General features: G+C 71.0%; 17 protein-coding genes. 5 read left to right on the top strand and 12 right to left on the bottom strand.

The genetic code is table 11. From position 1 onward, the window contains the following. Nucleotides 1-125: 125 nt before the first annotated feature. The 9 genes from ACZ4NT_RS29640 to ACZ4NT_RS29600 all read right to left on the bottom strand — a co-directional run bounded on the left by ACZ4NT_RS29640 (nt 126) and on the right by ACZ4NT_RS29600 (nt 8,208). Nucleotides 126-458, bottom strand: coding sequence for a TcmI family type II polyketide cyclase (locus ACZ4NT_RS29640; RefSeq protein ID WP_121407834.1), 333 nt, complete (start codon nt 456-458; stop codon nt 126-128). A gap of 18 nt (nt 459-476) precedes the next feature. Next, complete coding sequence (locus tag ACZ4NT_RS29635) at nt 477-956, bottom strand: SRPBCC family protein (protein WP_121407833.1); 480 nt, start codon at nt 954-956, stop codon at nt 477-479. A 1-nt stretch (nt 957) separates the two neighbouring features. After that, complete coding sequence (locus ACZ4NT_RS29630; RefSeq protein ID WP_121407832.1) at nt 958-1,212, bottom strand: acyl carrier protein; 255 nt, start codon at nt 1,210-1,212, stop codon at nt 958-960. A 36-nt stretch (nt 1,213-1,248) separates the two neighbouring features. Then, a complete protein-coding gene (locus ACZ4NT_RS29625; protein ID WP_467728340.1) occupies nt 1,249-2,499 on the bottom strand; it encodes a beta-ketoacyl synthase N-terminal-like domain-containing protein in 1,251 nt (416 codons plus the stop codon). Next, nucleotides 2,496-3,764, bottom strand: a complete 1,269-nt coding sequence (locus ACZ4NT_RS29620; protein ID WP_121407830.1) for a beta-ketoacyl-[acyl-carrier-protein] synthase family protein — start codon at nt 3,762-3,764, stop codon at nt 2,496-2,498. The genes ACZ4NT_RS29625 and ACZ4NT_RS29620 overlap by 4 nt, the downstream gene beginning before the upstream one ends. Beyond that, nucleotides 3,761-4,204, bottom strand: coding sequence for a cupin domain-containing protein (locus ACZ4NT_RS29615; protein WP_467728339.1), 444 nt, complete (start codon nt 4,202-4,204; stop codon nt 3,761-3,763). Before ACZ4NT_RS29615 ends, ACZ4NT_RS29620 begins: the two co-directional genes overlap by 4 nt. Before the next feature lie 72 nt (nt 4,205-4,276). Then, a complete protein-coding gene (locus ACZ4NT_RS29610) occupies nt 4,277-5,434 on the bottom strand; it encodes a SchA/CurD-like domain-containing protein (protein ID WP_467728338.1) in 1,158 nt (385 codons plus the stop codon). A gap of 366 nt (nt 5,435-5,800) precedes the next feature. After that, nucleotides 5,801-7,459 carry an FAD-dependent oxidoreductase gene (locus ACZ4NT_RS29605; protein WP_121407828.1) on the bottom strand — a complete coding sequence of 553 codons (1,659 nt, stop codon included), beginning with the start codon at nt 7,457-7,459 and terminating at the stop codon, nt 5,801-5,803. Between the two features lie 140 nt (nt 7,460-7,599). Next, a complete protein-coding gene (locus ACZ4NT_RS29600) occupies nt 7,600-8,208 on the bottom strand; it encodes a TetR/AcrR family transcriptional regulator (protein ID WP_467728337.1) in 609 nt (202 codons plus the stop codon). 118 nt (nt 8,209-8,326) lie between these two features. On the opposite strand from ACZ4NT_RS29600, the gene ACZ4NT_RS29595 reads away from it, so the two are divergent. From ACZ4NT_RS29595 to ACZ4NT_RS29575, 5 genes are all read left to right on the top strand, one after another. Beyond that, a complete protein-coding gene (locus ACZ4NT_RS29595) occupies nt 8,327-8,539 on the top strand; it encodes a DUF4287 domain-containing protein (RefSeq protein WP_467728336.1) in 213 nt (70 codons plus the stop codon). Between the two features lie 312 nt (nt 8,540-8,851). Next, nucleotides 8,852-10,198: an ATP-binding protein gene (locus ACZ4NT_RS29590; protein WP_467728335.1), complete on the top strand. Its 1,347-nt coding sequence runs from the start codon at nt 8,852-8,854 to the stop codon at nt 10,196-10,198. 314 nt (nt 10,199-10,512) lie between these two features. Further along, the gene (locus ACZ4NT_RS29585) at nt 10,513-10,968 is read left to right on the top strand and encodes an SsgA family sporulation/cell division regulator (RefSeq protein ID WP_467728334.1); all 456 of its coding nucleotides are present in this window, start codon (nt 10,513-10,515) and stop codon (nt 10,966-10,968) included. 222 nt (nt 10,969-11,190) lie between these two features. Further along, nucleotides 11,191-11,646 carry a DUF5707 domain-containing protein gene (locus ACZ4NT_RS29580; protein WP_467728333.1) on the top strand — a complete coding sequence of 152 codons (456 nt, stop codon included), beginning with the start codon at nt 11,191-11,193 and terminating at the stop codon, nt 11,644-11,646. Between the two features lie 267 nt (nt 11,647-11,913). Then, nucleotides 11,914-12,546: a hypothetical protein gene (locus ACZ4NT_RS29575; RefSeq protein ID WP_121407822.1), complete on the top strand. Its 633-nt coding sequence runs from the start codon at nt 11,914-11,916 to the stop codon at nt 12,544-12,546. A gap of 113 nt (nt 12,547-12,659) precedes the next feature. On the opposite strand, the gene ACZ4NT_RS29570 is transcribed toward ACZ4NT_RS29575, so the two are convergent. From ACZ4NT_RS29570 to ACZ4NT_RS29560, 3 genes are read right to left on the bottom strand one after another with little or no spacing between them, the layout of a single operon-like run. Further along, entirely contained in the window at nt 12,660-14,060 is a 1,401-nt protein-coding gene (locus tag ACZ4NT_RS29570; RefSeq protein WP_467728332.1) for an MFS transporter, read from the bottom strand. Then, the gene (locus tag ACZ4NT_RS29565) at nt 14,057-16,066 is read right to left on the bottom strand and encodes a PEP/pyruvate-binding domain-containing protein (RefSeq protein ID WP_467728331.1); all 2,010 of its coding nucleotides are present in this window, start codon (nt 16,064-16,066) and stop codon (nt 14,057-14,059) included. The genes ACZ4NT_RS29570 and ACZ4NT_RS29565 overlap by 4 nt, the downstream gene beginning before the upstream one ends. Then, nucleotides 16,063-17,436, bottom strand: coding sequence for an ATP-grasp domain-containing protein (locus tag ACZ4NT_RS29560; RefSeq protein WP_467728330.1), 1,374 nt, complete (start codon nt 17,434-17,436; stop codon nt 16,063-16,065). Before ACZ4NT_RS29560 ends, ACZ4NT_RS29565 begins: the two co-directional genes overlap by 4 nt. Between the last annotated feature and the right edge of the window lie 449 nt (nt 17,437-17,885).

Below are 17,885 nucleotides of genomic sequence, written 5' to 3'. Positions count from 1 at the left end.
ACCCCCCCCCCCCCCCGCCCCCCCCCCCCCCCCCCCCCCCCCCCCCCCCCCCCCCCCCCCCCCCCCCCCCCCCCCACCCCCCCCCTCCCCCCCCCCCCCCACCCGGTCGGGGTTTCCGGAGGGGGTCAGCCGGCCGGATCGCGCTCCCAGAGGTAGAAGCGCTGCGCCATGGCGTCCTTGGGGGAACGCCAGGTCTCCGGGTCGTAGGCGCTGACGTACGTGGCCAGCCGCTCGCTGACGTCCCGGAACTCGGGATGCCCGGTGACCTTGGCGATGGCGGGCCCGGGATCGCGTTCGGACTCGATCAGGTGCATGTACACGTCGCCGAACTGGAACAGGCTGCGCCGGACCACGCCGACGAGGTGCGGGAGTTCTCCGCGGTCGGACTCCTCGAACACCTTGGCGATGTCCGGTGCCGAACCCGGGGCCATCCGGGCGACGATCAAACCTTGGTGCATGGCGGAACTCCGTCCGGTTCAGCCGGTCAGACCGGGAGTGGCACCGCGCTCGGCGGCGGCCTTCTCGATGCGGTCCCGGATGAGGGCCAGCTGGATCTCGGAATTGCGGTTGATGTTGTCGGTCATCCACTGATCGTCGACCGGCGCGTCCGGCTTCATCGCGAAGTCCTGCGTCCACACCATCCGCGTGCCGGCCGGGACTTCCTCGTACTGCCAGCGGATGTCCATGTGGGCGAAGGGCCCCGTCTCGACCCGGCGGGCCTTGACGGTGAGCGTGTCGCGGTCGGGCTCGCGCTCGGAGACCCAGCTCCACACCGTGCCGTTCGCGTCCGGGTGCATGGTCAGCCGGAAGGTCGTCTTCCGGCCCTCCCGGGAGAGGACCTCGACGGAGGCGTACTCGCTGAACAACTGCGGCCAGTTCTCCAGGTCGTTGGTCATCTCCCAGACCAGGTCGACGGGAGCCGCGATCGTGATCTCGTTCTGCGTGTGTCCGGTCATTTCACGCTCCTGTCATCAGGGCACTGTTGACGAGACCGAGGAACTCCTGAGGCGTCTTGGAGCGTTCGGCGTCGGGCGGCATGGGCGTGCCGTAGCGGTTCTCCAGCTCTCCCACGACACCCAGCAGGCCGAGCGAGTCGACGCCCAGGCTCTCGAAGGCCACCTCGTCGCGGTGGAGTTCCTGCGGGGCGACGGTGACCCCGGCGCACTTCTTCATGAGTTCGGCGAGTTCTTCCGCGGTGATGCGTTCGGACATGGCGGGTTCCTTCCTCTGTTGCTGTGCGGCGCCTCGTTACGAGGCGTCGGTGGCGCCGTGCCGCAGCACCAGCGCCGAGTTCGACCCCATGAGCCCCCGGCTGAGGACCAGCGCCGTGCGTACCTCGGCGGTTCGGGCCCGGCCGGTCACGAGGTCGAGGTCGTGGCAGATGTCGAAGACGTTGGGCGTGGGCGGGATCAGGCCGTGCTCCATGGCGAGCACCGCCGCCGCGGCGTCCAGCAGCGGCGCCGCGCAGTAGCCCCGGCCGATTCCGGTCTTCGGCGCCGTGACGGGCACGCGCCTGCCGTGCGCGCCGAGGACGTCGGCGATCGCCCGGGCTTCGGCGCGGTCGGCCTCCGGCACCCCCAGGGCGTCGGCGAAGACCACGTCGATGTCCTCGGGAGCGCACCCTGCCTCTGCCAGGGCCTGCCGGGCGGCCTGGGCGAGCCCTTCTCCGGATTCCTCCCAGCGGGACGCTCCCGTGAAGGTCGCCCCGTGACCGGCCAGGTGGGCCCGCACCCGTGCACCACGCGCCCGTGCCGTGGTCTCCGCCTCCACGACGGCCATGGCTCCGCCCTCGGCGGGCACGAAACCGCAGGCCGCGGATGTGAACGGGCGGTAGGCGCGGGTGGGGTCCTCGAGGGTGCTGAGTTCTTCGTAACCGAGTTGGCAGACCATGGAGTACGGGGCGATCGGTGCCTCCGCGGCTCCGGCCACGATCACATCCGTACCGCGCTGGACGCCTCGCGCCGCGTGGGCGAGGGCGTCCAGGCCGCCGGCCTCGTCCGCCGCGACGACCGAGCAGGGGCCCTTGAAGCCGCGGCGGATGGAGATCTGGCCGGTGCTGGCCGCGTAGAACCAGGCGATGGACTGGTAGGGGCCGACGAAGCGACTGCCCTTGCTCCACAGTTGCTGGAGTTCTCGTTGTCCGAACTCGCCGCCGCCGGAGCCGGCCGCGGTGACCACGCCCACGGAGAACGGCACGTTGTCGGTCTCGGCCCGGTGGAGCTGGGCGTCGTCCAGTGCCTGGTCCGCCGCGGCGAGCGCGAGGTGGGTGAACCGGTCGGTCTGGACCAGGAAGCGCTCCTCGATCGCGGTCGCGGGGTCGAAGTCGCGCACCTGGCCCGCCACCCGCAGCGGCAGGTGTTCGCAGCCCTCGCGGGTGACCCGGTCCAGGACGCTGATGCCCTCGCTGGTGGACTTCCAGAAGGTCTCGGTGCTGGCTCCGTTGGGCGCGACCACACCGATTCCCGTGATGACCGCGCGCGGTGGCCGGGCTTCGTTCATCGTCTCGTCTCCCTCGGCCGGTTCATGACCACCGCGGACTGGAAACCGCCGAACCCGCTGCCCACCGAGAGCACGCTGGTGAGCTTGCGCTCGCGGGCGACGCGCGGGACGTAGTCCAGGTCGCACTCGGGGTCGGGTGTCTCGTAGTTCGCGGTCGGCGGTACGACCTGATGGGTGAGGGCCAGCACGCAGGCGACGAGTTCGATCGCCCCGATCGCCCCCAGTGAGTGGCCCACCATCGACTTGATGGAGCTCATGGGGGTTTCGTAGGCGTGCTCGCCCAGCACCCGCTTCACCGCCGCGGTCTCGTGGCGGTCGTTCTGCTTGGTGCCCGACCCGTGCGCGTTCACGTAGTCGATCCCGCCGGGGTCGATCCGGGCGTGATCCAGGGCGTCCTCGATGGCGCGTGCCATCTCCGTGCCCTCACTGGTCAGCCCGGTCATGTGGTACGCGTTGCCGAACGTGGCGTACCCGCTGAGCTCGCAGTACACGTGCGCACCGCGCGCTCGGGCGTGTTCGAGCTCCTCCACCACGAGTACGGCGCCGCCCTCGCCCATCACGAACCCGTTGCGATCGGCGTCGAAGGGGCGCGAGGCGTGGGCCGGGTCGTCGTTGTTGGGGGACGTGGCCTTGATCGCGTCGAAGCACGCCATGGTGATCGGTGAGATCGGCGAGTCCGAGGCGCCCGTGATGCAGACGTCGGCCCGGCCCTCCTGCACCGTGTGGAAGGCGTACCCGACCGCGTCGAGTCCGGAGGTGCAACCGGTGGAGACGGTCTGCACCGGACCCTGCGCCCCGAACCGCTCCGCCACCGTCGAGGCGAGGGTGCTGGGCGAGAAGGCGCGGTGCAGGTCCGGGGCGGCCTTGTGGTGGTCCACGTCCCAGCGCTGCCCACCGTGGCTGACCAGGACGTAGTCGTTCTCCAGCCGGGTGGTGCCACCGACGGCGGTGCCCAGCGAGACGCCGACGCGCCAGGGGTTCTCGGCGCCGAGGTCGAGACCGGAGTCCCGTAGCGCTTCCTCCCCTGCGGCGAGCGCGAACTGGATGTAGCGGTCGCACCGTTCGACGTCCGACGCGTCCAGGCCATGGGCGCGGGGGTCGAAGTCGCACTCGGCGGCGATGCGTGAGCGCAGACCGGCCGGGTCGAAGAAGGTGATGCCCCGTGTTGCCGTACGCCCGGCCGCCAGCAGGTCCCAGAACGCGGGTACGCCTATGCCGCCGGGGGCGACAATGCCTATGCCGGTGACCGCCACGCGCCTCGTCATGACCCGACCCGGCCTCGCTCGGCCGCGCCGGTCGCGGTCACCACGGGCTCGGCGTCGGTCTCTTCGGTGTCGACGTGGCCCAGCGGCGGGCTCGGGGCCAGCGGGCCGAGGTGGAAGACCATCCGGGCCTCCACGTTGCCGACATTGCGGAAGCGGTGGCGGACGTTGAGAGGGATCAGCAGGCCCTGCTCGGGCAGGAGCGGGTGCGGCTCACCGTCCAGGTCGACCTCGAGCTGCCCGCACACGACGTACACGAACTCCTCGGAGTACGGGTGGTAGTGCTCTCCGATGCGGTCGCCGGGCGGGATGAGGGCCACGCCCATGAAGCCGCTGGTGGCGCCCACGGTGGCAGGCGTGAGCATGGCGCGCAGGTCGCCGCCGCGCCGGCGGTTGGGTTCGACCTCACTGAGATCCACGATCTTGGGACGAGCTGTGATCACGACGTTCCCTTCGATGATGTACTGCACCGATGTGGCGGCGGCGGCCCCCGCCCTGATCCACGCGATGACGAATCAGGCGTCGGGCGACCGGCGGTCGGTGATGAGATCCATGCGGGCCACCTCGACGAGGCGCGCGAGGTCGCCGTCCGCGGCGGCGGTGGCGTCCGCACCGGCGTCGTCCAGGAGCGTCGTCAGCTCGACGATCTGCCCGGGGTCGGCGAGGCCAAGGGTGTGGACGGGGTCGACCGCCGCGATCCCGCCGCGTACGTCGATCAGCCGTACCACCACGTCGTCGCGCTGGAAGATCGTGCTGCGGACGATCGGGCTGCCGGGGTCGTCGGCCGCGGCTTCGTCCTGGCGGGCGAGGAGTTCGGCCAGCTTCAGGCCGTGGTCCGGGCGGGCCGGGTAGTACAGGGCGTTCCGCTCGGCTGCCTGCGGTTGAGGCGACTGCGTCGTCACGTGGTGGACGGCGGGCAGCGCGGCCCTGGTGAAGAAGAGCCGGGCGGACTCGGGGTCGTTGAGGTCCCGGTCCTGCTCCAGGTGGGGGTTGATGGCCTCCTCGACCGCCCGCACCTCGGGCTGCCGCGCGACGTGGCGGAGTGCGGTCAGCAGGTCGCCGCGTACCTCGATGGCCCGGACCACGCGGTTGCCGTGCATGAACAGCGAGGTGCGGCAGAGCCGTGTGGTGTCGTCGACCTGCGGGTCGGGCGAGTCGTAGTCGGCGAGAATCTTGGCGACGATCTCCTCGCTGCCCGGCTTGACGGTGAAGGTCAGCGCGTGCCGGATGACGCCGTCGCCGATCCGGGGCGACGTCTGGAGCCGGCGCTCGGACGGGTCGGCGCCCGTCGCCGGGCCGCCGGTCTCCCGTACGACGTGGAAGCGCAGCGACCTGGTGTCGCGGACGCAGCTGTGCAGCGGCTCCACCATCGCCACGTGCTCTTCGCTGTTCACCCAGGCGAGGAACGGCGGGGCACTCTCCCACTCGCTCGTGATGAGCCACTGGGAGGGGTTCTCGATCGACTGGCACAGCTGGTCGCTGACGTGCCCGGGGACGGACGCGACCTGGTTGCACAGCTGCTCGTAGGCCTCGAGGAACTGCTGCTGGGCCCCGTCGTAGACGTCGACCAGAAGGACGACTCGGAGGCGGGAACCGTCGAACACGGTCTGGGAGACATGCGGTGAGGCCTGTCGCGCCCGCGAACCTGCCACACGTTCGGACGTGGTGGTCATGCTGCGTACATCTCCTTCGCGGAAGGGGAAAGTGAACGTGCGCCGCGACGAAGCGACGTCAGCGTTTTTCGATCGTGTGCCCGTCCCCGCGACCGCGCGACTCGGGTGAAGTACGTGGGTGACAAGGACGTTCCTTCTCGGAGGGGGCGGGCTCGTCACCGCGGGGTGCGGTGAGGCCGCGCCGACCCGTGCGGCGAAGGAGTGGACTGACGCCTCGTCCGTCCCCTCCCACCGCCACGGCGTCGTCCAGCACCCGTCATACGAAAAGCCGGCGGGGCCGCCACACGGGTGCAGGTGTGGCGGCCCCGGCTTCGCGGTCGCGTCCGGTCCGGGCCGGAGCGGTCCCGTCGTCCGCGCGCAAAAGGGTCAGGCGATGCCCAGTACGGTCGTCAGGACGCGGCGCAGTGATGCTTCCGCCGCCGCGTCCGGGCCCGGGGACCGCCATGCGACGAACCCGTCGGGACGGACGAGTACGGCACCTCCACGGGCCGTTCCGTGGCGCTCGGCCCAGTCGGCGTCGTCCTCCGGTGTCAGGTCGGCCTCGGCTCCGGTACCGACTCGGTACGACGTGAGCGGGATGTCCAGCTCCTTGGCGAGGCGTGCTGCGGCGTCGTGCCAGCCGTTCGCTTCGTCGGCGTCGCTGAGCAGGACCAGGGACCGCTCGTAGAGGTCGAGCGTGGAGACCCGCTCGTTCCCGCGGCGGACCCACTGGTGCGGTGCCCTGCTGCCGGGGCCGCCGGTCAGGTCGAGGACCTCCGGTACCACCGGGACCGCGGGGTCGGCGCCGACGACGGCGCCCTGCGGGTAGCGGTAGCCGAGGGCGACGTTGAGGATGCCCCGCTTGGGGCCGCCTCCGCCGGCGGCGGGCGGCGCGGCGTATCCGGGGTGGCTGTGCTCGGCCGACCGGACCGCGGCCCGTGCGCTGGTGGCTTCGGCCACGGGGCGGCGCTCGGCGTCGTAGGTGTCCAGCAGTCGTTCTCCGGCCCATCCCTCCAGCACAGCGGCCAGCTTCCAGGCGAGGTTGTGCGCGTCCTGGATACCGGTGTTGGAGCCGAACGCCCCCGTGGGGGACATCTCGTGGGCCGAGTCTCCGGCCAGGAACACCCGCCCCGACTGATAGCTGCGGGCGACCCGCTGAGCCGCGTGCCAGGGCGCCTTGCCGGTGATCTCCACGTCGAGATCGGCCACCCCGATCGCCCGGCGGATGTGCTCCACGCACCGCTCCTCGGTGAACTCCTCCAGGGTTTCCCCGTGTTCGGGGTGCCAGGGCGCGTGGAAGACCCAGTTCTCCTGGTTGTCCACCGGCAGCAGGGTGCCGTCGGCCTCGGGATTGGTCAGGTAGCAGACGATGAAGCGGCGATCGCCCACGACGTCGGCGAGACGGCGGGAACGGAAGGTGAGGCTGACGTTGTGGAAGAGGTCGCCGGGCCCGCTCTGGCCGATACCGAGCTGCTCGCGGACGGGACTGCGAGGGCCGTCGGCCGCGACGAGGTATGCCGCGTGGATGGTGGTGTGCTCGCCCGTCTCACGGCTCTTGACCACTGCGGTGACCCCGTCGGGGCCGCTGTCGAACGACATCAACTCGGTGGAGAACCGCAGGTCGCCGCCGTGCCGGCCGGCGTGGTCGAGGAGGACCGGCTCCAGGTCGTTCTGGCTGCACAGGCACCAGCCGCTGGGGCTGAAGCGGGCCAGTCCGCCGCCCGGGTCGATGTCCTTCAGCAGCCACTCGCCCGCGTCGCCGACCAGGGTGGGCGTTTGGAGGATGCCGTGGTTGTCGGCCAGGGTGGCCGCGGCCTCCTGGATCGCCTTCTCGACACCCGCCACCCGGAACAGTTCCATCGTCCGGACGTTGTTGCCGCGGCCACGCGGGTGGATGGAGGTGCCCGCATGGCGCTCCACCAGCACATGCGGTACTCCCAGCCGCCCCAGGAACACCGAGGTCGCCAGTCCGACCAGGGAGCCACCCACGACGAGGACCGGGGTGCTGATAGTGCGGGGGTCGGTGTTCTCGCCTTGTTCGTCCATCACTCTCGCCTCCAACGTGTCGCTGCCGCCGAACCGGCCGGATACGGCGGAGGTCCTCATCCATGCCCGGTACGGATGACGGCGGCTCAGGCTTCACCCGCCTGCTTCGCGACGTGCCGCGGCGAGATCGGGTGACCGAGTCAGCCGTAGGCGGCGAGGAAGGCGCGGATGCCTTCAGCCGCACAGCGGTCGAGGTCGGCTTCGCTGTACTCGGCGGTGCCGTGGAACATGGCCCGGTTCACCGGGATCCACAACAGGAGTCCGGCGAAGTGGTGCGCGGCCAGCATCGGGTCGTCGGTCTTGAGCAGTCCCTGGTCGGTGAGACGCCGGAAGGTGTCCGCGAGGGTGGCCAGGATGCGCTCGAAGCCCTGCTCGTACCAGGCGGCGCCGAGCTCGGGGAAGGCGTCGGCGTTGGCGATGACCAGGCGGCGCAGCCGGATCACCTGGGGCTGGGTGAGGGCCGTCAGGAACCGGCGGGCGAGACGGGTGAGGTTCTCCTCCAGCCGTTCGGCTTCGGCGGGGATGTCGGCCACGAGGTCGACCATGGCGTCGATGCGGTCGGTGGTCGCCAGGACGATCTCGGCGAACAGCTTCTCCTTGTCGGCGAAGTGCTTGTAGACGGTTTGCTTGGAGACCGCGGCGAGCCTCGCGACGTCGTCCATGCTCGTGCCCGAGTACCCCTTCTCCAGGAACACGGTGGTGGCGGCATCCAAGATCGCTTGATGCTTGCGCGCCGACCTGCTGTCCATCGCCGGCTCTCCTCTCGTTCGTTACGCAGTGTCCTCGGAGACAGTACTGGACTGACCAGTACTCGTGCGAGTACTGTACCGTCCAGTTCCGTTGGCGATCGTAGAACAGGACACGGTGATGACCGAACCGGTAAAGGGACCCGCCAGCTACTTTCCTTCGATCGAGAAGAAGTACGGCCGCCCGATGGGGGACTGGAAGGACCTCATCCGCACCTCGCCTCTGACCAAGCACATGGAGCTCGTCACCTGGCTGAAGACGGAACACGGGCTCGGGCACGGGCACGCCAACGCGCTCGTCGCCCACACGCTCGCGGAGGACAGCGGCAAGTAGGCCCGGGGCCCTGGGGGGGGGGGCACGTCGCGGAGTCCACCCGGCGCGGCGGCTCCGACAGGCTGCGGCCCGTCCGGGCTGTGCCACGGACGGGCCTGCACCAACTCCTCGGCACCGCTCACAGATCGATCCCAGGGGGCCGGCACCTGCCGCTCGATCATGACGCGAAGCCGTGACGCAACGCCGGGCCTAGCGGACATCCGTTACAGCGAGGTCCAGGACCGAAGGCGGCCAGACCATTCGCGGGGTCCAGGCGACTAGTTCAGGCCAGCCTAGCCCGTTGTCCACCCGAAAATCCCCGGTATCCGAGCAATGGCACGGGTCGGTCAATTCGTTGCACCAAAGCGTCATGCCGTGCCGGATATGGCTGTATGGCTCCGCATCTTGACCGGAGGCGAGGAGGAGCAGGCGGAGCGCCGCCACCTTCGTGCGTCGCCGTGGTGGGCGATGCAGCACGGGTACGCGGTGATCCTCACCGAGCGGTCGCACGGAGGCCCGGCTCGCCTGAGGCCAGACCGGCGCCCCGCTCCTGGCGTGGGCGGTAGGCAAGTTCGGATGCCCCGGACGATCGAAGTGGCACCAGTGAACAGGCAGGCGTGTGTGGTTGGTGCCGGGGTAGAGGGCTACGGAAATGCCGCCCCGAGCGGCGACCACAATGAAAGAGCCCTCATGATCAGTCCGCTTAGGAAGCAGGCGGCAGATGAGCAGGGTACGGACGGGAATGCCGGTCTGCGCTACTGCGTGGCCTGGACCCACGGTGCTGCCCGCGCCGCGGACGCGCGCCTGGCCCTGCGCGCCTTCCTCACCCACGCTCCCCGCCTCGGCCGTACCTCCGTGCCGTCCTCACTGGCCGCAGACGCCGAGCTCGCAGTCAGCGAGTTGGTCACCAACGCCGTCCGGCACGCTCCCGGCCCCTGCGGTATGACGCTGCAGCTGTCGGACGAAGTACTGACGATCACGGTCTGGGACACCTCCCCCGACGGACCCGCCAGACAGGAGAAGGACCCTCACCGCATAGGCGGCCACGGCCTGCACCTGGTCCATGCGATCAGCGACCACGTCACCGTCGTACTCCAGGCGGCGGGAAAGCGCATCACCGCCCATCTGCGCCTTTCCCCCGGCGAGCACGGCAACGCCGACGGCAGGACCTTTCTGCACCAGGGGGACGCGGCGGAGGCCGGGATCGCCGTCGACGCCGGGGCGGCTCCTCGCGGGAGCGGCACTCCGTCGGGTGACTGCTTGCGGAACCGGCTGCAGGCGGCCGGCGATGCCCGCCCGCCCGCGCCGGTCCGCCCCGGTCCACCGCATGAGCAGCAGCCCCGGGAGCCCTCGGCAGGTCCTTCCCCGGGCCGAAGACGGCCATCCTGGGAAGCTCCGGGCGATGCCCGCGGCCGGCACCGGCTCCCCGCCGGATGCCGGACTGCCGCCACGCGGGATCGCACTCCGGGGGAGCTGCGGGCGGGCACGCCGCGGGGCAACCGATCTTCACCCACCACGCGCGCCTGTTCCTCTGTATCGCCCGCAGCCCTCTCGCCCGTATCCGGGACATCGCTGCCCAGCGGCGCAAGCGCGGGCCGGACTGCGAGGCCGGGCCCCCTGCGGCTGATCCCGCTCGGGCCGCCGAAACGCCGACGTCAGCACCGTACGGGGACCGCCTGAGGGACGGTTGGGCCGACCCGTCGGTCGCCGGAGGTTCGTGCCGCGTGACCTGGCACGGACCCCTGGCACCTCCCGCCCCGGGCCTCTCCCCGGCGGGCAGCTGCGTCGCTCTCCCGGCGTCTTCGCGCAGGGCCTGGTGGACGCCGTGGGGAGCGCTCGACCAGGTGAAGAAGACGGGGTGATTGACGTCGGGTGCACGGGGTAGAGGGACACAGCGCTTGGGAGAGCAGGCGCTGCCGTCCGCGACGGCGGCTCCTGCACAGGCTCATCACGGCTGCCGCCTTCCGCGTCCCGAACGTTCCTGGAAGGCCGCCTTGTCCGCATTCATCTCCGTCTCTCTTCGCGAGACGGATCCGATTCCCTACACGTACCTGGTGCACCGAGCCACGCTGGTGGCGCACGACCAGCCGCCCCACGGGCTCGGCCTGACCCTGCACTACTCGGCCGAGCAGCCGTTCACGATAGTCATGACCCTGCACACGGCCGGGGAGAACGTGCAGTGGCACCTGTCGCGTGAGCAGCTCATGGCGGGGCTCCACCGGCACGACGGGTCGGGTGACGTTGCCGTGTGGCCCTCGGCGCGCCGGCAGGGCGAGGACGTGGTCTGCGTGCGACTGGGGCCGCCGAGGACGGCGGTGGTGGTGGAGATCTGCCGCCGGACTCTCCGCTCCTGGCTGGTGGAGACCACGCGGCTGATCCCTCAGGGTTCGGAGTCGGAGTACCTGTTCCTTGATCAGGTGATCCAGGGCCTCCTCGCTCAGGACAGCTGATACATGGCCGTCCGCTGCTCCCACGCGGGGTGCTAGGGGGACGGAACAACTGCCGGCCCCGGGCGCGCCGCACACCGACCCGACCGCCTCGACTGGGCCTACTCAGAACGGCTTTGAGTACGTGTGCTCATACACCCACCCCCACAGCGCCGACAGTATGGGCGCAGCGGGGCCACCAAGGGCGCCCGTCCGATCCTGCTGAGCCTGTTGGGGGACCTTCTCATGTCGCGACGTACTGTCCTGTCCTTGACCGCCGGTCTTGTCGTTCTCGCCGGTGCCGGAGCGTTCGCTGTCGCCTACGCCGGCGACCAGCCTCTCGCTGTCGCCCACAGCTCCGCCCGCTATGCCGCCGCCCCCGACGGCGACCGTGCCGGCTCGCTGACCTTCACCACGGACGTCACGGCGTCGTCCGGCGTCGACGAGGTGAAGGTCCTGGCCTGGCCGGCGAACTCGTCCTTCGCCCGGCACGGGCTGACCGCGAAGGACATGGCCGGTGCGGAATCCGCCACCTGCAAGCCGTCCGGCGAGGACACCGTGCGGTGCACGTACTCCGTCACCGTCACCCGTGCGGAGGCGGAGGCATCCCCGCACGGTCTGTGGCACGTCGCCGTCCTCGCCGCTGCCGAGGACGGCGAGACCACGCTGGACAGCAAGGCGGCCGACTTCACGGTCAGCTGATCCGGAAGCGCAGGTGACTCCGGCCTGCGCGCCGTTCGGGACCCGGAGCAGGGGCCGCCGGTCCGGACGTGACGCGCTTCAGCGGTCAGGACCGCCTCGCGGGCGCCCGGCGGCAGTCGACCACCCGAGCGGCAGCTCGTCGCGCTTGAACCGCCGCCGAGATGGCTGCGGTTGAGGACATCAGGGGAGACGGGTGATGCGCTGACCCGACGGGGCACAAGACCACCGATGTGTCATGTACTCGGCAGAAGAAAGGTCATCGGTGGCATGAACAGATCCGCCTCCCACAGTACGGTCCGTGCGAGCCTCGCGCTGGGCACCGCCCTGGCGTCGACACTGCTCTGCGCCTCCGCGGCTGCGGCCGCCCCCGGCAACGCGATCGAGGACGCCCATTCAACCCTCACGGCTCCTGCGGGCCGCGAACGCGCCTGCCCCGTCGTGTACTTCGACCTGGGGGAGACGCTGGTGCACACCGCCGACGACGGCAGCACCAGCTATCTGCGCGGCGCTGCCTCCTACTTACGGGCGCTGCGGGAACGCCACATCCGGGTCGGCCTGATCACCAACGTGCCGCCCGCCTGGGGCACGACGGACGCCGAGCGTGCCGCCCGGCTGAAGAAGGAGGTCGACGCGACGTGGCGGGGCCCGGTGCCCTTCGCCTGGGAGGACTTCGGCGACCGGATCCGCACTCCGCGCAGCGAAGCCGAACGCAAACCCGCTCCGGTCCTGTGGCAGCGCGCGAAGGCCGATTCGGGCGGCTGCCGCCTCGTCTACCAGGCGGAGACGGCCCAGGAGGTGGACGTGGCCTCCTCGCAGGGCTTCGTGGGCTACCAGGTCGGCCGGCCCCACCGGCCCGCGTTCCTTCCGGCCGGGCTGGTCGAACTCCTCGGCCGACGCTGACGCCGAGCGACCCCACCGACCGAAGAGCCCGCGGTCGTAGGCCCGTTCCGCAACGGAGCGTACGACCGCGGAGCGGGCCCCGGCCCCGCGGCCACGAAACCGCCGAGCCCCCTCTACGCCCCGCCCTTCGGACGGCCAGGCGGCTGGACCGTGCATTGGGGGCCGTCGCCACCCGCATCCGCCGCTGCCCCTGCGCGATCGGCCCCGGCAGGAACGGCCCGCAGACCCGGCACCTCTTGCTCCGCCTCCTGTCCCCGGGCGACCACCCCACTGCGCAGGAGCAGTTGGAAGACCCCGAGCAGCACCACCGTCGCCAGCGCGCTGTGCCACAGCAGGGCGTGGAGGTTCCCGGCCGACAAGTACGCCCCCGCGGCGATCGCGGCCAGCGCGCACACCGCGCGGTCCACGATGCTCTCCACCGACAGCAGCGTGGCCCGCGGGGCGTGTGCGGGCACGGCGTCGTTGACCAGCTTGCGCTGGACGGGGAACGCGAAGCCGGTCGCCGCGGCGAACAGGCAGAGCAGCACCACGACGACCCAGGGCCCGCCGAGCGCCGTCGCCGCCAGGGTGCCGGCGAGCGCGAGGCTGAGCAGCGACACCCAGGCGACCGGTGGCAGCCGCCGGCTCAGCCACTGCGGGCGGGCCGAGGCCACCGCCTCCGCCACCGTCATCGCGGCCAGCACCCCACCGTGCGAGGACTCCGCGATGCCGTGGTCCAGGAGAATCGGCTGGAAGAGGTTGACCTGGCAGATCCGGGACAGCGTGAACACCGCGACGCCCTGGACCATCACCAGGGCCAGCCACCGCGAGGAGGCGACGCAGCGCAGCGCCGTACCCGCATCCCGCAGGAACGCACCGCGCCGCCGGTCCGCGTCCGCCCGCCGCGCGCTCTCACCCGCCCCGGCGAGCCGGGGCAGCAGCACGGCGCAGGCGAGAGAGCCCGCAGCGCTCGCGGCGCTGAGCACGTACGGAGCCGGGTGGGACAGGGCCATCAGCGGCCCGACCAGCGGCCAGCACACCACCTTGGCGGCCAGCCCCAGGGCCCGTGCGGTGCCCTCGGCACGCAGATAGTGGTCGTCGCACTGCTCCTCCCGCAGTCCGTCGTACAGGTAGGCGCTCGCCGCACCGGACGTGAGGGACCGGCCGGCGGCGATGGCCAGGAAGTGCACGAGGAAGCCGGTGTACGAGGCGCTGACGACCGGGGCCAGATTCGCCGCCGTCATGACGACCGCACCGGCCCGCAGGCAGTTGCGGGTGCCGATCCGGTCCGCGATCAGCCCCGTCGGGATCTCCAGCAGGCAGAAGGCCACGTAGTAGATGCTCTGGATACCGAAGATCTGCCCGTCCGAGAGGCCGGCCGCCTTCTGGTAGGCGTAGAAGACCGGCATCCACCACAGCAGGTTGAACAGCAGCTGGAAGCCGTAGTTGAGCCGGATGATCCGGCGCGCGGTGTCCGTCAGGCCCGTGGCCGCCGTCGCGCCCGAAGGGTGCCGCCGACCGGGAAACGCACTCACAGCGCGTAGGGGCGGATCTGGACCAACCGGAAGTCGCCCTGGTCGGTCATCAGCCACTCGATGTCGAGCGGCTTGTCCACATCGGCCTCGCTGAAGTGGGACTGCAGGAGCCGTCCGGCCAGGCACAGGTCGGCGAGCCGGGCGCGGAGCGCGGCGGACAGCCCCTCGCCCCAGGAACCCAGGGCGACGGTGCGACCCCCGCCCTCCACGGTGTTGTACAGGTACTGCTGGGGCAGGACCGTACCGTCGACCACCTGCTCGGGGGAGCCCGGGGAGCAGTTGAGGTAGACGTTGCGGAAGTCCTCCCTGCGGGTCGGGTTGCAGGTCACCAGGACACCGCCCAACGTGGCGGGGACGTACTCCTGGATGATCACGCCCATGTAGGTGTCGTCGAGGGAGATTCCGACCTGGTGGCGCAGCCGCACGCTGCGCGGCGAGACCAGGGAGGCCCACACCTGCCGTACGGCGTCCGCGAGTTCGGCGGTGCCGTGGACGGTGGTGACGGAGTCGTAGACACCTGCCGCGGAGAATCCCGGCAGGTCCTCGGCATTGGAGGAGGAACGCACCACCAGACGCTGCCGCGAGGCCGCCGCTGCGGGGAAGGCCTGCTCGATCTGCCGGGTGACGGCCTCGGGTACCGGCGTGTTGCGGATCAGGTGCTGCAGGTGCAGGCAGAGCGAGTCCACCACGTCGGTGGCTTCGAGTTCGAGTGCCATCTTCAGCTTGCCGATGCCCTGCTGCAGGGCGGGGGAGGAGGCGAGGAAGCGCTGCTGGAGCGAGAAGGGTAGGGCGACACCCTCCGGAGCGCCGACGGCACCGGCGACGAACTCCGCTGCGCGGGCGCGAAGTTGTTGCGCAGAGGGCGCACTGAGTCCGAACCGGGCGGCAAGGTGCCCGTAGAGGTCCTCGCGCGGCGGCCGGGGCCGTGCGTAGAAGGACGTCAGATCCGCCGTACGGCTGTCGAGCACATGGTGCAGCTCGCCGAGGTTGGCGGCCTTGGTGCCGTAGCGGTCGCGGTCGGCGCCGCGCAGCCGGTGCAGGGAGAGCACGGGCGCGTCCTCCAGCAGCGGCGGTTCGAGGCGGATGCGCTGCTGGTGCCAGGCCGGAGCGCGCAGGGCGGGCTCGTGATCCAGGCGCGTCAGTGATATCTCGTCCTCACCCACCCGGTAGCGCACCCACGCTCCGTCCAGGCTGCCCTGCTCCACCAGCTGTTCCAGGTCGCGGACGATCGCGTTGGGGATACCCCAGCCGGAGGCGAGGACGTTGGTGTGCGAAAGCGGCGTGATGGGGGCGGTGTTGACGAAACCGGCGACGCGCGGCACGTCGTCGGGCAGGCACGGCATCGCCACGATGTCCGCCCAGCCGAGGCCCGCTTCCGCTGCCGCGTATTCCTCGGGCGTACGGAAGAACCGCAGCCTCCCGGTGGCCTCGCCGGGGTTCAGCGGTGTCCGTTCCCGGGATCCGAACAGCTCGTGGCTCAGGATGCGCGGCACACGCTGTTCGCTGATCGCCGACAGTTCCTCCTCCTGCCCGTGGTTGGCGGGCTTGAGGAGCAGCGGCAGCCTGCTGTCGACCCGGGCGCGCACGAACTCGTAGAAGAACTCCAGCAGTTCCCCGTGCATGGTGTCGGCTTCGGTCGTCTCCAGCACGAGGAACGGCCGCTCCCGGCCCTCCGGGTCCTGCTCGGTGTGCAGGGACAGCACACCGAGCAGGAAGCGTCGTCCCGGATCGGCGTAGACGGAGGCGTTGAACGCGTCCAGATCAGCGTCCAGTTCGGTCAGGTCCATCCCCAGCACGCGGGTGGCGATGTAGTTGACATGGAAGGGATGCGCGCTGGTGTCGAGCAGGTGCCAGGTGTTCTCCGCGCGGTCGACGACGACCTTGAGATAGGGGTGACCTGCCAGGACCCCGGACAGCGTCCGGAACAGCGGCAGGGACAGGTTCTCGCCGACGACCGTGCGGTCCGTGGCCGGCTCGGCCGCACCGGCGATCAGCTGGGTGCTCATGCGCAGACCTCCTCGTGGCGCGCGGCGGGCAGCACCCGCGGCAGGGCGTCCACCAGGGTCTCGAAGTCCCGCAGCACCGTCCGCGCGTCGGCAGCGGACAGCAGGCACAAGGCCGCCATGGTGTTGGCGCCCGCCGCCGGGTCGTAGACCGGTACGACCTCACCGTCGGCCAGCGAACTCTCCTTCACCACCGACAGCCTGCTGTTCCGGCTCAAGGGCACCTCCGCCGCGACCCGGTCGAAGTCCCAGACCTTGCGGCCCTGCCAGGCCTCGCCCTGCCCGTCTACCGCGAGAACGACCAGCGAGCCCGCCGCACCGCGGGCCTGCGCCGGCGTCAGAGCCGCCTCGGGCCACTCGACGGGGCGCCCCAGAAGGTGATCGACGAGCATGCCCACCAGGTCGAGACCGAAGACCTCCTCGATCTGCGGCACCGTCATCGCACCGCCGAACCGGGCAGCCGTCTCGATCAGCCACATGCTCCCGTCCGGACCGAGCTTGATCTCGGTGTGGGTGCCGCAGTCGCGCAGGCCCAGAGCGTCCACGGCGCGTCGGGCCAGGTCCACCACCCGCTCCTGCGCGTCCGGGGACAGCAGGGCAGGGGTGATGCCGGCACGCTCGGTGAACGGCTCGACGGTCGGCATCCGGCCGCTGAGGCAGACGGGATGGAAGACGCCGTCCGCCACGACGCCCTCCACGCTGAGGTAGTCACCCCAGCCGGGCTCCTCGAACCAGCCCGCAGCCGTGCCGCTGACGATCTCCTCGACCACGAAGTCCGCATTGGCCTCGGCGACATGAAGCTCCGCGTATCCCAGCCGGGCCGACTCGGCCATGACGTCCCTCGAACGCGCCCAGGCTGTGGACGCCTCCTCGGCGGAGTGGATGATCTGGTGCGCGGTGGACCCCGCGCTCCAGGCCGCCTTGAGGAGCAGAGGGCAGGACAGGGAGCGCACCGCCGCGTCCAGGTCCGTCTCCGTGGCCACTGCACGGAACGCCGGCTGCGGCAGGGCGTGCCGCTGCCAGGTGCTGCGCATGAGCCGCTTGTCGCGGGCGAGCGCGCTGGCGGACCCCGCTCCCGCCAGGCCGAGCTCCTCGCAGGCCTCCGCCACGGCCACGACCGCGTACTCGGAGAACGTGAGAACCGCCTCCGCGCCCACCTCCTTGGCCCGGGCGACGATCATGGACACCAGATCGGAGGAGTCCGCCTCGTCGGACCCCACCACCGAAGCGCACAAGACGGCGGCGGAGTCCGCCACGGCGGGAGGAAGAGCGGTGAGCGCCAGTAGGTGCACATCCGCCCTCGCAGCCGTCCGCGACAGGACATGGCCGAGCGGCGGACCACCCTTGGCATGCACCAACAGCACCGTGCTCACAGGAAATCGTCTCCATTCGTCTAGCCGGTACGGGCCCTGTCCGCACCGCCGGTGCGGTGACGGGCCCGAGGACATCGAGTGCGTGAACGCCGGGGCTCGTTCACCCGCACACTCCAGGGGACCAGGCGGCGAAGGCCGTCAACGCCGCACAGGACGGCTGCAGTTCAGGCAAATGCCTGAGTGGCACCCCAAGTGGGACCACTGGACACGATTCGGCGCGTACACGCCGAGCCCTGGGGCGGGGCGACGAGTCTCCCCGTCCTCCGCCGTAGCCGTGGACCGGCTCTTGGAGCCGGTGTGGAGGAGCCCCTGGAGTTCCGTCCGGAGCCACACTCCGTCCGCCGCCGTGCTCCGTCGGGAGGTAGCGACCACTTTCGGCACTTCGGCCGGGAACCGAGCTTGTGCTCGACAGGGCGGGATATCCAACGTCGTGTGACTGAGCGTCAGCC

Source organism: Streptomyces sp. NPDC026417, from assembly GCF_055567695.1.
This window is presented reverse-complemented; position numbering and strand designations above follow the sequence as displayed.